The sequence below is a fragment of the Microcystis sp. CS-574 genome (assembly GCF_028329095.1).
Classification (GTDB): Bacteria; Cyanobacteriota; Cyanobacteriia; order Cyanobacteriales; family Microcystaceae; genus Microcystis; species Microcystis ichthyoblabe_A.
Window position 1 is genome coordinate 1 of the sequence record NZ_JAQMSY010000035.1, and the last position, 14,026, is coordinate 14,026.

At 42.8% G+C, this 14,026-nt stretch carries 14 protein-coding genes and 1 pseudogene; 4 read left to right on the forward strand and 11 right to left on the reverse strand.

The features are described 5' to 3' along the window. Positions 1-163: 163 nt before the first annotated feature. Positions 164-559, reverse strand: coding sequence for a hypothetical protein (locus PN470_RS02665; RefSeq protein ID WP_002777927.1), 396 nt, complete (start codon positions 557-559; stop codon positions 164-166). Positions 560-973: 414 nt separating this feature from the next. On the opposite strand from PN470_RS02665, the gene petN reads away from it, so the two are divergent. The 4 genes from petN to PN470_RS02685 are packed head-to-tail and all read left to right on the forward strand — an operon-like array spanning position 974 to position 4,025. Then, the gene (gene petN / locus PN470_RS02670; protein ID WP_012265708.1) at positions 974-1,063 is read left to right on the forward strand and encodes a cytochrome b6-f complex subunit PetN; all 90 of its coding nucleotides are present in this window, start codon (positions 974-976) and stop codon (positions 1,061-1,063) included. A gap of 16 nt (positions 1,064-1,079) precedes the next feature. Beyond that, positions 1,080-1,223, forward strand: a complete 144-nt coding sequence (locus tag PN470_RS02675) for a hypothetical protein (protein ID WP_002736416.1) — start codon at positions 1,080-1,082, stop codon at positions 1,221-1,223. Positions 1,224-1,265: 42 nt separating this feature from the next. After that, positions 1,266-2,519, forward strand: coding sequence for an exonuclease subunit SbcD (gene sbcD, locus PN470_RS02680; RefSeq protein ID WP_103111833.1), 1,254 nt, complete (start codon positions 1,266-1,268; stop codon positions 2,517-2,519). Between the two features lie 60 nt (positions 2,520-2,579). Continuing rightward, on the forward strand, positions 2,580-4,025 hold the full coding sequence (locus PN470_RS02685; protein WP_272103578.1) for a serine/threonine-protein kinase: 1,446 nt from the start codon (positions 2,580-2,582) through the stop codon (positions 4,023-4,025). Between the two features lie 6 nt (positions 4,026-4,031). Here PN470_RS02685 and PN470_RS02690 read toward each other — a convergent pair whose 3' ends face one another. From PN470_RS02690 to PN470_RS02735, 10 genes and pseudogenes are all read right to left on the reverse strand, one after another. Then, on the reverse strand, positions 4,032-4,484 hold the full coding sequence (locus tag PN470_RS02690; RefSeq protein WP_002756253.1) for an ATP-binding protein: 453 nt from the start codon (positions 4,482-4,484) through the stop codon (positions 4,032-4,034). Then, entirely contained in the window at positions 4,471-5,466 is a 996-nt protein-coding gene (locus tag PN470_RS02695; RefSeq protein ID WP_272103580.1) for an anti-sigma factor antagonist, read from the reverse strand. The genes PN470_RS02690 and PN470_RS02695 overlap by 14 nt, the downstream gene beginning before the upstream one ends. A 114-nt stretch (positions 5,467-5,580) precedes the next feature. Then, the gene (locus PN470_RS02700) at positions 5,581-6,231 is read right to left on the reverse strand and encodes a DUF3318 domain-containing protein (protein ID WP_002756255.1); all 651 of its coding nucleotides are present in this window, start codon (positions 6,229-6,231) and stop codon (positions 5,581-5,583) included. A 347-nt stretch (positions 6,232-6,578) separates the two neighbouring features. After that, complete coding sequence (locus tag PN470_RS02705; RefSeq protein WP_002735888.1) at positions 6,579-7,208, reverse strand: ribonuclease D; 630 nt, start codon at positions 7,206-7,208, stop codon at positions 6,579-6,581. A 156-nt stretch (positions 7,209-7,364) separates the two neighbouring features. Beyond that, a complete protein-coding gene (locus tag PN470_RS02710; RefSeq protein ID WP_271936036.1) occupies positions 7,365-8,354 on the reverse strand; it encodes a CAP domain-containing protein in 990 nt (329 codons plus the stop codon). Positions 8,355-8,454: 100 nt separating this feature from the next. Further along, positions 8,455-9,702, reverse strand: coding sequence for a tryptophan synthase subunit beta (gene trpB, locus PN470_RS02715; protein WP_271936038.1), 1,248 nt, complete (start codon positions 9,700-9,702; stop codon positions 8,455-8,457). A 245-nt stretch (positions 9,703-9,947) separates the two neighbouring features. After that, positions 9,948-12,518, reverse strand: coding sequence for a DUF3536 domain-containing protein (locus PN470_RS02720; protein ID WP_272103582.1), 2,571 nt, complete (start codon positions 12,516-12,518; stop codon positions 9,948-9,950). Between the two features lie 368 nt (positions 12,519-12,886). Next, positions 12,887-13,147, reverse strand: a complete 261-nt coding sequence (locus PN470_RS02725) for a Txe/YoeB family addiction module toxin (RefSeq protein WP_002777946.1) — start codon at positions 13,145-13,147, stop codon at positions 12,887-12,889. After that, a complete protein-coding gene (locus tag PN470_RS02730) occupies positions 13,128-13,382 on the reverse strand; it encodes a hypothetical protein (protein ID WP_002737836.1) in 255 nt (84 codons plus the stop codon). Before PN470_RS02730 ends, PN470_RS02725 begins: the two co-directional genes overlap by 20 nt. A gap of 528 nt (positions 13,383-13,910) precedes the next feature. Then, positions 13,911-14,026 (reverse strand): annotated as a pseudogene (locus tag PN470_RS02735) (IS1 family transposase); the annotation flags it as partial.

Consider the following 14,026-nt stretch of genomic DNA (forward strand, 5'->3'; position numbering starts at 1 on the left):
GTGTGGGGAAGTGGGGTGTGGGGTGTGGGGTGTGGGGTGTGGGGTGTGGGGTGTGGGGTGTGGGGAAGTTGTCTCATCACCCTATCACCCCAAAACCTTATCACCCTATTTCCTGACTCCTATCTCCTGACTCCTGACTCCCGATAGGCAAAAAGATGATCGATTATTGACGCAGCTTAGTCAACTCTAAGAGCAGACGAGAGGATAAAAAACAGATAAAGCTCTCTCCCAGAAAGAGACTTAATTGCCCACTGTCAGCGAGCAAGTCTGTGGATAATTGTAGGGGAACTAGGCCGCGGACTAGGGCAAAAGCTGCTACTGTACCATCTTTGAGATGGGGATTATCGTCGTTACGGACGACATAACGATAGGTGACACCGAAGAGAAATCCGCTAATTATCGCCCCGGATATCTTGACAAAAGCGCCAATTACTGTAAGCGATCCCCCTAAAAATAGTCGATCAACAGTTAAAAATAGCAGATAGGGAACCAGGAAAGCCAGCGCCGAGATACTCCCCACCTGTATGGATTCGATTCTTTCCTTGAGCGTAATTTGCACGATCGCCTCTCTAAAACGGAGTCACTGATGAAGTATTATCGAAAATTTGGGTTGAAAACCTCGCCCTTTAGGGCGACTTTATGTTAGCATTAAATTGAGTCGTTGACTTTGGGAACGCAGGAAACAAGCGACACTCCGTAATCCCTAAATCTCTAACCATCACTGGTACAAAAGCTTTCATCGTAAGTCCACATGGTAAGAGCGAAAAACAATTAAATACTGTGGGACACACAGAAATTTACGCTTGGGGAGTAGTCTTTAAGAGTGCTTACCTTGTAGGTGTAGTCGGACTAGACATGAAACTGTAAGACCAAAATTAGCTTTGCTAGTAGCGGCAAGATTCAGCCCAAGAATCTCCGCACTTTTAGGGCGGAGAGTGTCAACTCGCAAGTAATTCGTTTAACAAAGGCAATTATGGATATTTTGACACTTGGTTGGGTTAGCATTCTCGCCCTGTTCACTTGGTCGATCGCCATGGTGGTTTGGGGTCGTAACGGTTTCTAGGTAATCTATAGATACCATGGAAACATCCTTGATTCTGAACACTCTCTTTCTAGTCGCCTTAATTCTCCTCGTTATCGTCAGTGGTGGCATTCTCTACCTGACGACTACAGAATGGCGCGATCGCCGTCGTCAAGATGGCGATAAAAAATTAGGAAAATAATCCCGAACAGGTGTACTTAATTACGCCTGTTTTTCCTTTACTATGATTAAAATACTGCACTTATCGGATATTCACATGGGGAGCGGTTTTTCCCATGGACGTTTAAATCCAAAAACGGGATTAAATACTCGTTTCGAGGATTTTATGGGCAGTTTAAGCCTCTGTATCGATCGGGCTATTGCCACCCCTGTGGATCTAGTGCTTTTTGGGGGAGATGCCTTTCCCGATGCCACTCCTCCTCCTTTTGTTCACGAAGCTTTTGCCAGTCAATTCCGTCGTCTTGCCGATGCTAATATCCCGACAGTGTTATTAGTGGGTAATCACGATCAACATTCTCATGGTAATGGCGGTGTCAGTCTCTCCATCTATCGTACCCTAGCGGTGCCGGGGTTTATTGTTGGCGATCGCTTGACCACCCATCGCATCACCACCCGCAACGGCGATATCCAAGTAATTACTTTACCCTGGTTAACCCGCGCCACTCTCTTAACCCGTCCCGAAACCGAGGGTTTATCCTTGAGTGGGGTAAATGAATTATTAATTAACCGTTTGGAACCGGTGTTAGAAGGAGAAATTCGCCAATTAGATACAAGTGTACCAACAGTTTTATTAGCCCATTTAATGGCTGATCGAGCTAGTCTAGGAGCAGAAAGACTTTTAGCGGTTGGTAAAGGTTTTACCGTGCCTTTATCGCTACTACATCGTCCACAATTCGAGTATGTTGCCCTCGGTCATGTTCACAAACATCAAAATCTTAATCCTAGCAATGATCCGCCCATTGTCTATCCGGGGAGCATCGATCGAGTGGATTTTAGCGAGGAAAAAGAAGATAAGGGCTATGTTTTAATAGAAGTGGCTAAAGGAGAGGTTAAATGGGAATTTTGTCCTTTACCCGTGCGTCCTTTCCGTTCCATCGAAGTGGATGTTTCCGAGGCAGAAAACCCCCAAAAAGAATTGCTGAAAGCTCTCAAAAAACACGATATTCAGGAAGCAGTTATCCGCTTAGTTTATAAAATTCGCAGTGAGCAATTAGAACTAATTAACACCAATCAGCTTGACGAAGCGTTAAAAACTGCCCATAGTTATAGTATTCGGGCGGAATTAATTAGTCAATTAACCCGTCCCCGTTTACCGGAATTAGGGGTGGGTAATCAATTAGATCCGATGGAAGCGTTAAAAGCTTATATCGATAATAAGAAAGATTTGCGCGATATTGTTGATGATATGTTAGAGGCAGCCCAGCTTTTATTAAATCAACAGCCAGAAATTTGGCTAGAGGAAGAAACCTCGATTTAGTTATCAGTTATCAGTTATCAGTTTACTGAAACAGCTTCCCTATCCCTGTTTGAACTAACAATGAGTTTATGTCTTAATCCCGATTGTCTATATAACAATGATCCTACGGATAAATTCTGTCAAAAATGTCGCTTTCAATTATTACTAAAAGATCGTTATCGTGCTATAAAATTAATTGGTCAAGGAGGTTTCGGTAAAACTTTTCAAGCAATTGATAAGGATAAACCTTCTCAACCTTATTGTGTGATTAAACAATTTTTTCCTAGCGCTCAAGATAGTAATGCTCTCAAGAAAGCTGCGGAATTATTTAGAGAAGAAGCGATTAGTTTAGATAATCTCGGTCAACACCCACAAATTCCCTCGCTCTATGCCTATTTTACCAGCAATGATGGGCGACAATATCTTGTTCAAGAATATATTGAAGGACAAAATCTAGAACAAGAATTACAAAGCGAAGGAGTTTTCAATGAAGAAAAGATCAAACATCTTTTATTAGAAATTTTGCCAATTCTTGATTTTATCCATGCCAAAAGAGTCATTCATCGAGATATTAAACCAGCTAATATAATTAGGAGACCCAGCGATAATAAAATAATTTTAGTGGATTTCGGTGCCTCTAAATTTATAACCATTGCTAATCTTTCTCTAACAGGAACAGTGATCGGTTCGGCGGGATATATCGCTCCAGAACAAGGCAATGGCAAAGCAATTAATAGCAGTGATTTATATAGTTTGGGAGTCACTTGTATCTATTTATTAACGGGAATATCTCCCTTTGAATTATTCGATGTGAGTGAACATGAATGGGTATGGAGACAGCACCTGATTAATAATCCTGTTAGTGTTGAATTAGGCGAAATTTTAGATAAATTAATTGAATTTGGCACCAAAAAACGTTATCAATCAGCCGGAGAAGTCCTGCAAGAGTTAGCGGTAAAATTAGCCGTAGTGATTCCGCCAAAACCCCGATCACAGGACACAATTCAAGAAACGGTTTTATCAGTTTTTCCAGTTGCCACTAGGGAGGAAATTAACCTCAAAAGTGCCAAGGCAATTGATTACATCAATCTGCGGGATTTATTAGCGCAAGAAAAATGGCAAGAGGCAGATCAAGAAACGGCTCATCTATTCTTAAAAGTTGCTGATCGAACTAAAGAAAAATATCTTAAGATAGAAGATATAGATAACTTTCCCTGTGAAGATTTAGCCATTATCAATCAACTCTGGTTACAATATAGTCAGGGAAAATTTGGTCTATCTGTTCAGAAAAGAATCTATGAAAGTTTGGGAGGAAGCGGCAATTATGATCGACAAAAATGGAACGATTTTGGGTCAAAAGTCGGTTGGCGAGTTAATAACAAGTGGTTATACTACGATCAAATTACTTTCTCTCTCAAAGCACCCCCTGGACATCTCCCCACCCTTGTGTGGGGTGTGGGGGGTGGGATAATTCTTTTTTCTCGTCTGGAAACCTGTGCTATGGACAGAGTTTCTAGCAGGGGATAAATTGACTTAAAAACTTTTCTGGAGAATTAAACAGTTTCTCCCTTCGCCAGTGCGGATATATTGTAAAGTATCAGTAAGAGAACGCATCAAAAGTAATCCTCGATCGCTTTCCATTTCCAAAGGTGCGACGGGATCTTGTTGTGGAGAATCAAGTTTTGCTTGCAGATCAAAAGGTTGACCGTGATCCCATATTTTTATTTCTAGAGAATGGGACGAAAAAGTTAATTCTAGATCGATGGGTGTAGTTGGGGGTAAATTTTTGTGAGCGTAACGGACAGTATTAGTAAATCCTTCTGCTAAAGCCACCTTACACTGCCAAAGCACCGACTCAGGTAAAAAAGGGCAGCCGTGGGATTCAAACCATTGTAGGACTGGGATTAGAGCTGCCAATTCCGTCCGGACTTGTAGATGGAATTGAAGGGGGAAAGAAGGGGAAATTAAGACTTCAGAAGGCACCACTGTTTTTTTGAAAGAGAATCAAAATTGTTTTAAAAATCAGTCGTAGATCGTAGCTTAAACTCCAATTTTCTTGATAGCGCAAATCTAGTTGAATTACCTCTTCAAAATTATGCACCTGAGAGCGACCATTCACCTGCCATTCTCCCGTCATACCGGGTTTTACATCTAAACGTTGCCATTGGGGAACATCGTAGCGTTCCACTTCATCGGGGGTGGGAGGACGAGTGCCAACAAGACTCATTTCACCAATGATCACATTCCAAAACTGGGGGAATTCGTCTAAACTGGTGCGACGTAAAAATTTTCCTACCCGGGTAATCCGGGGATCATTTTTATTCTTAAAAAAAGCTCCCTGCGCTTGATTGGGGATTTTATCCCTGAGTGCTTCTGCATCCACACACATGGAACGAAACTTAAGAATCTTAAATTGCTTTCCCAACCAACCGCAGCGGGTTTGACTAAAAAAAATCGGACCCGGACTATCTAACTTAATAGCGATAGCAATGGGGACAAAAATAACCCCCGTGATCAATAAACCCACGATCCCACCAACAAGGTCAAGACCGCGCTTTAACCAACTACGAATCGAGGGATGGGTTTTCAGTAGATGGTTTTCAGTGGCAGTAAAGCCATTTTCTTGGGGTGCTAGGGGGGGGGTTTGAAAAGTGAATAATTGATCTAGTCCCGTAATCAATAAAACCCCCATCACTGGGGGATGGACGTTAACCAGCACTAACTCGATATTTTCTGCCCTGGCCGCTTTGAGATTATGCACCAAAGCACCCACACCACTACTATCCATAAATTGAGTGGCATTGAAATCGAGAATGACTTTTTCGGGAGTGGGTGTTTGGGTGATGAGATGGTGAAAGATATCCTTGAACTGTAATGCTTCCAGGACAGTCAAGCGATCGGGTATCCGCAAAATGGGATACTCCATCGGAATGATCAGAAAACGCGTTTCAGGGATTTGGGAAGTCATCGACACAAAAAGATGATTTGATAGATGAACAAGGCCTGATGACCCATTTAAATGTTTACTACACTTTTCCCCAAATACCAATGGGCAATGTCACAGATTACCTGTGATTATCGGCTAACGAATCTCACCTAAAGGCGGACGGCCTTGAGTTTGGGATTTCGCTTTCGCCGCACTCTTCCTTAGGGCATCTAAACGGGTCTCATAACGCTTACGCAGACGACGGTTAGGTGTTTGTTCGATTAGGGTTTTAAAGGCACTGCCTAGGCTCTTGTAGGCGTTGGGAAGAGAATAACCGAAACGAGTGGCCAAGGCGATCGCTTTTTCATCGGCTTCGATCGCTTCTTTGAGAATTTTATCGCCATTATTTTTGCGCCAGAGACGATAACCAGAAATCCCACATAATCCCATGGCCAAGAGCAATAATAAACCGTCCTGTACCCATAATTCCCCCACCGCACCACCTAAACCAATAGCGAGGGCGGCCATTTCCCAGCCTTCCCGGGGAATACTATCATTTTGAATCCTGGCCACTTCATGCCAAAAGAGCAAATTACGCTGATCGATGGCTAAATTTTCCCATTTTGCCAAATCTATCTGAATTTCTACCTCATCTCTGCCAATTTCTTCACAACGGATCAGGGGGGGGTTAATCTCTGTGGAACCTTCTACCGTTACCCAGCTTTGTAATTCTGGGGGTAGCAGGGTTTTTAGGCGCCGAAGTTCGCTCATTTCGGCTCGTGCAGAGGAGGCCGCATAAGATGTCATAGATTTTTTACCTATTCTCTACCAATGACGATGATTTCCATTTTCGATCATAGCGGTCTTTTTTCTGATCTTGGCAGCTTTTAGCCCTAGGAAGTATTTTCAGTGATCAGTGATCAGTCATCAGTGAGGGAAGTGGGAAGTGGGGAGAAACAATCCATAACTGGGTTTTTAAAGTTCGATTGGGAGTCAATCATACTAAGTAGGTGGGTGTTAAAAATTGTCAGATACCCCCTTATTAAGGGCGATCCCCCCGCCTATCGGCACCCCCCTTATCAAGGGGGGCAGGGGGGATAAAAGACAAAATTTATCTTCTATTTACTTATTAAATAGACCGTAACTTTTGCTGACTAATGCTCAAATATATCTTTATACTGCTGTAAATCTAAAGCGGTGAAGATGGGGATACAACTAAAGCATTTTTGGGCTAATTCCCATCTTTCTTCTCTTTGCAGCATCACAATTAATTTATCTCGCACTGAGAGTAAATAGCGCACATCGTTGGCGGCATAACTCAGTTGTTTTGGGGTAAGATTAACGGCATTTCCCCAATCAGAACTTTGAGCGGTTTTGTCTAATTCTATGCCTTCTAATTCCTGCACGAGACTTTTTAAACCGTGACTGCTAGTATAAGTCCGAGCCAGTTTACTGGCGATTTTGGTACAGAAAATCGGTTGAGTCGCAATGCCAAAAGTTTGGGACAATTGAGCCACATCAAAACGGGCGAAATGAAAGACTTTTTCTATCCGCTCATCCTCCATGACCTTTTTGAGATTAGGAGCCTCTGTTTGCCCCCTAAAAATGCGAATAGCGGTGACAAAACCACTGGGATCACAGAGTTGAATTAAACACAGTCGATCTCGTCCTGGGATTAATCCCATAGTTTCTGTATCTACAGCGATCGAATTAACCCCTAGATAACGGGATAATAGGTCATCGCTTAAATCTCGATCGCACACTTGAAAATTGTCTAAGTTCATATAGTTAGAAGATAGGAGATAGGAGACAGGAGGGAAATTTGTCATGCTTTTGCCTATCGCACGACTGCCTTTATTTCCCTGATAACTGATAACTGATAACTGATAACTGATGTTAAAAACTGATAATTAAATTTAAATATCATCATGACCATTTTGTCAACGCTTTTTAACAAAAAGTTGTGTAAAATAATATTCACCAGCATTATTTTTAGCGATACCGATACCGGTAAGATTATAATCACCAACCATATTTTTTTGATGACCGGGGCTATTAATCCAACCCTTGACGGCAACGCTAACGGGGTCAGGATATCCCTTCATAAAAGCCAAATTTTCGCCCATTTTTTCTAAAGGAATCTTCCTTTGTACTGCCTTGACTCTTCCCTCAAAACCATCATGACTAAAAGGAGCCTGTTTATTGGCCATTTTTTGACTAAATAAGCGCGCTTCATGACTAATACGAGCATCGAGACGTAGGGGCGGTAAATTTTGAGAAATTCGGTAGCGATTAACTTGATAATTAGTGTTTTCTTCGAGGGTAATAAAAAAAGATTGATTCCCGATAGAATCGTAGCTAAGGGGATTAGTAGAAACGGGAGCGGATTGACGTTTTAAAAATATTTGAGTAAAGTACAATTTTCCTTGATTATCCGTCGCTACTCCAATCCCAGTACTATCAAAATCTCCCTTCATATTTTCCCGATGACCTTGACTTTTAATCCAACCATCCACAGCAATCATTACTGGGTCATCATAACCTTGATTAACTGCCAGATTTTCCCCCACCGCTTCATAGGGAACCGAAACGCCAATAGTTTGCACTCTTTTGTCAAAATCTTGATGACTAAAAGGAACTAAACCCGAGGCCATACGTTGGCTATGTAATCTTGCTTGTTGCGAAATTGCCCGATTTAACAGTAGGGGAGATAAATTGCGAGATTGACGATAGCGATTTACCTGTTGATAGATTTTATTCTCTAAAACAAGTAAAGTTGCCGCATCTAAAGGAGAGGGAGAAGGAGCGGGAGAGAAAGATGGTACAAGTTCCGTAAAAGAGCTATAGTTTAAGGCACTACAGGCCATTAAACTTGTCGATACAAGCATCAAAATTCCTAACTGATAACCCTTCTTAAAAGAACTTTTCATATTAAGCTAGTCTAGAACAGAGAATAGGTCAAAATGAATATAAAATTTAGATGCACAATAGCTGTCCCTCTGATAACTGTTAACTGATAACTGCTCACTGTTAACCATTCATCGATAAATATTTAGCCACCGATTGCACATCTTTATCACCCCGTCCAGAGAAATTAATAACAATGCGAGGACTACCACTTACTTGCGGGCAAAGAGTTTCTAAATAAGCTAAAGCGTGGGCAGTTTCTAGGGCCGGAATAATCCCTTCTAAACGGGAAACTCGTTGAAAAGCTTCTAGTGCTTCCTTGTCGGTAACACTGTAATATTCGGCGCGACCACTATCTTTTAAAAAGCTATGTTCTGGCCCGACTCCGGGATAATCTAAACCGGCACTAATGGAGTGGGCCTCGATAACTTGACCTTCGCTATCTTGTAATAAATAACTCATTGCCCCATGTAGAACCCCCGGTTGACCTTGGGTAAGGGTGGCGGCGTGTTTTCCAGAGGCGATACTTTCCCCTGCGGCTTCAACACCAATTAAACGCACGGCAGTTTCTTTAACAAACTCATGAAATAAACCCATAGCATTAGAACCACCCCCCACGCAAGCGAGGAGAATATCCGGTAAACCGCCCCATTTTTCCAGACTTTGCTGACGAGTTTCCTGACCAATAACCGCATGAAAATCGCGCACCATCATCGGATAGGGATGGGGACCGGCCACAGAACCGAGGATGTAGTGAGTAGTTTCCACATTTGTTACCCAGTCGCGAATCGCTTCCGAGGTGGCATCTTTCAGGGTTCCCGTCCCGGCGGCCACGGGTTGCACCGTTGCGCCAAGCAGTCTCATGCGAAAAACATTGAGTTCTTGGCGTTCCATGTCGTGAATTCCCATATAAATCACGCATTCTAGACCAAAACGAGCGCAAACCGTAGCGGTGGCCACGCCGTGCTGTCCTGCCCCGGTTTCGGCGATAATTCGCTTTTTACCCATGCGTTTGGCTAATAAAACCTGACCAAGGGCGTTATTAATCTTGTGGGCCCCAGTATGGTTTAAATCTTCCCGTTTTAGGTAAATTTGCGCCCCAGTACCGTCCGTTTTGGCATAATGGGCGGTGAGACGTTCGGCAAAATATAAGGGACTAGGTCTGCCGACGTAATCCTTGAGCAGTTGATTTAATTCTTCTTGAAAATCGGGGTCGTCCTTATACTGATTATAGGCCGTTTCTAGTTCACTTAAGGCTGGCATCAGGGTTTCTGGGACGTATTTGCCCCCGTAGCGTCCAAAACGCCCAAAAGCATCGGGATACTGGGTTACTGTGCTGGCTGAGGCGGTATAAATCGGCGTGATAGTCATGTAAACCTTCGATGAGAGACTTATGATCCATTATAAATCTAAGGGTTTAGTCTCTGGGTTAACCTGAGTTCTAGGGCAATCATCACCTAATACTAAATCCGTTGAGTATAGGCTATATATCAGGACGGGCAAAAGGCAAGAGGCAAGGGGCAAAAGGGGGAATAAATAATCAGTTTTTAATAACCGGATTTAGTATAACCCACTTAATCATTAAAGGGTGAGCATTGCCCACCCTTTGACTGATTTCACAGCCAAATACTCACATCAACTTTTAACACCTGTCCTAATAGTAATAACCACTTTAATTGAGTCATCGGCCAGGGACAGGCAGCACCTATTGAATTAGACCGCAAAGAATTAGGAACTAGACGATCATGGAAATAATAATAGTATAACTCCTGAGAGCGATCGAGGGATAATCCTAGCTTTAATTGTTGGCTAACTTCAATTAAACGGGTGATTAGGCGAGTATCCTCCTCCGCCGTTAAAGGATCACCATCGTGTAATAATTTCCCAAGAGATTGCCAGAGCAGACTTTCTAAGATTTGACGCGCTTCGGGGATGTTTAATTGACAGTGTAAATGATTGGCTTCCTTAGCAATAGCAAATAATTGATCGAGATTATTCTCCGTCACTTGCCGATGCTCAAAATCCTTTTCTAGGGCATTAATCACCTGTAAACAACGGTGAGAAATGGCAATATCGGCCGCTACCTGTAACTCTGGAGGTACGGGCAGCTCATCCCGTTGGAAAGCCGCTAAAATGCCGTAATTATCCCGATAAACTTGGGTGTATAATTGATCGAGACGTTTTTTAGTTTCGGCTGTCACCTTCTGCATGATTCGGTGTCTTTCATCGGCAAAAAGATGGGGTAACGCAAAGAAGTTTTCTCCCAATCCGCGCCCCATTTCTACGATCATGGTCGAAACACTGGCCTGTTGTAAAGATTCAAAGAGATGATCCTTAAGATTGGTATAGATTAACCGACTGTTAAACGGTTGAATGCAGCAGTAAAAATCCCAACCTCCTAAATGTAGAACAGCAAAGACAAAATGTTCACTTTCTTGGGTAATTTCCGAGGTTAATTCCACCTGTCCCACCGCTAAAGTTAAAGACCCGATCGCTTGTTTTTGATAATCTAATTGACGGGCATTGTAACAATAAATCCGATGATGACTGGGATAATTGGTAAATAGGGAACTAATGGCGTAATGGGCCGCCACCCGTTCCAAATCGACCCGCGCAGAAGTGACCAATTGTCGATAGACATCAGCCCCATCTTGATATAACTTAACGTTACTGGGGGCGAAAGCTAGACGACTGAGGAAATTCATTTCTAATTGAATTCCGGCCACTTCTCCAGCTAATTCCAGGGCCCGGCCAGCATATCTCAAAATTTGCGTACCTTCAGGTCGAGAAATTTCCTCAAAAAACCAGCCACAACTGGTAAACATCAATAAAGCTTGTCTTTGCATTTCTAATAAACGCAAAGCATCGATTTTCTCGCTTTTACTCAGGGTACGACTTTGATGCACAGCCAGGAAATGTTCGATCGCGTCTGGGGATCGATCTAAAATAACTGCAATGTAGTTATCCCTTGTCTGCCAAGGATCGCGGAAAAATTCCTGTCCTTGAATCTCATAGACCTTAATTAACTCATCTCTGAGCCAATTTAGGGACTCCCGCAGGGGTTTACGCCATTTTTGCTGGTAATTTCCCCCTCCCCCGCAACCACAGTCATCCTGCCAACGATTTACGCCATGGACGCAACTCCACGCGGTCACGGGTTTTAATTCCACTTCCCAAGTGGGGGGGCAAATACTGAGATAATGGGCGAAATTGGTGACTGTCCAGCCGTTTTTAGGGAAAGATTCTGTAAAAGCATAGCTAAGACACTTCTCTGTCCCCCGTTTGTGGTGGCCGAAGGTTTCCCCATCGGTAGCGACGCTGATTAACTGGGAGGGACGATGATCCCCTTTAATTGCTTGTCCCAGACGACCGACGAGAAAATCACTGCTGGCTAGGACATCATTAAAGCCCATATCGCGAGAAATTGGACCATCGTAGAAGAAAATATCCAGATAACGACCATCGGGGATGTAACAGCGATAGGGACGGGTGGGATCGATTTGACCTCCGGCCACCGCGTGCCATTGGGGATGGGGATCATGGTCGCTAGGGAAAGGACGACAGCGCAGGGCCTGGGAAGGGGCTAAAATGGTGAATTTAATCCCCTCATCGATTAAAGCTGTCACTGTGGCTAAATCAATGGCTGTTTCTGCTAACCACATTCCCTCGGGATCCCGGCCGAAACGGTGCTGAAAATCGGCTTTTCCCCAGCGAATTTGGGTGTATTTGTCCTGTTTGTTGGCTAGGGGCAGAATGATATGATTATAGACCTGGGCGATGGCGTTACCATGACCGTTTAAGCGTTGACAACTTTTTTGATCCGCTGCCAGGATGCGTTGATAAACTTCGGGATCATGGGATTGCATCCATGACATGAGGGTGGCCCCGATGTTAAAGCTGAGATATTCGTAGTTATTAACTATTTTGAGCACTTCCCCCCGGTCATTGTAAATGCGCGCAAAAGCATTGGCACGATAACACTCGTGATGGATGCGTTCATTCCAATTGTGGAAGGGATGGGCGCTCGGTTGCCGTTCAATTCTGTCTAGATAGGGATTTTCTCGCGGTGGTTGGTAAAAATGTCCGTGAACCGTGATATAAACTCCGTGAGCGGTTTTCAGGGGATCGACCCCCGTATCGGTATAGGAATAAAAGGTTGTAGAAGGATTTTCAACAAGATAAGTCATAGAAAGGCCTAGAAAATCGGTTTTTTTGAGGGAAAATAGCTGTAGAATGTAGCGACCTGATGTTTTAAAAAACTGAAAACCTTGCCGTTTTTTACGGACTTGGTGTCACAATATCATATTTTGCGTTCCTAGCAAAGCTAGGGTTAACAATTCGCAACTTCTCTATACACAGCACTAAGTAATACTAAATTTTGTGACAAAATCTAGCTTTTCCCGGTAGGCTGTTGACTATTGCCATCGGCGTTCTACCCTAAGAGAGATGCGATCGCTCCTGCTGCAGCCCAAAAAGCGATCGCCAGTGACGTTCCTATCCCAAGCAATGGCAGTTTTAAAGTTTAATCAAGAAGATGACAGCGATCGCATTGAGCCTAGTCATAATGAAATTTACAACTGATAATAATAATTTCTGTTTCTGTAATTTTATAAACTAAGCGATGTTCATCATTAATACGTCTTGACCAATAACCCTTGAGTTGATGTTTTAAGGGTTCGGGTTTGCCGATTCCAGAGAAGGGATGGCGCAATATATCATCAATTAAATCAACGATTTTTTTATAGAGTTTTTTGTTTTCTATCGCCCATTCATTGAATTGTTTAAAAGCTTTCGGATCAAATACTATATTTTTCACGCCATTCTTTTGTGGTGATTGTCACTAAGTTTTCTTGATTTTCTATTCTGTCAATAGCTTCCGATAATTGACGCTGATTGGCTTCTGTTGAAAGAAGATATTCGGTTGTATCGGGTTCAGAATCAGACACTAAAATAATGATATCCACATCCGTTCCTTCTTCTAGTTCCGCAGAATAAAGCTCTATTTTTCCTTCTCTACCAACAATTCCTTTCTGTTTAATCGCTCTAATCATGATTTTTTCTCTTAAGATGTCAAACAATTATGGGCTCTTCGTTACTTTTTATGGTTCGATAGGGTGGCATAAATAAACTAAATCCTTATCTGGCAAGAGATTTAATTGATTAGTTCGCTCTAGATCAAAAACGATTGACAAAAATCGCCAAACGTTTTTCTCTATAAGGGTTCCGTCCCTTATAACCCCCGTACATTGCATAACAGAAACCGAAGAACCCAATTATGGCTATTATATCAAAATCAGCATGAGTTAGAACTAATGAAAAAAAAGCGATCGCCATTCCCCAAAAATTGATCCTTCCCAAAGCGATCGTCCTTGGCGTTCCCATCCCAAGCAATGGCAGTTTTAAAGTTTAATCAAGAAGATAACGGCGATCACACTACGTTCTTCGGCATCCCACTGACAGCTGCCATCAATGTGCATGGTGCGTTCCCCAAAAGCGAGCGCTTTGTAGCAGGACTTGCATTAGGGAACGCACCCTACAGCACTAATTTTATTTTCGGCGTTGCTGAATTAAGCTATGAATCAGTAAGGAATAGGCACTTCTTGAAACTTCAGATAATGAATTAATAAACGAATAGAGTATCCTAACATTTCTGTAGACTTAGAATAGCAGAGTGTTTTGCGATGCAATCGGGCTA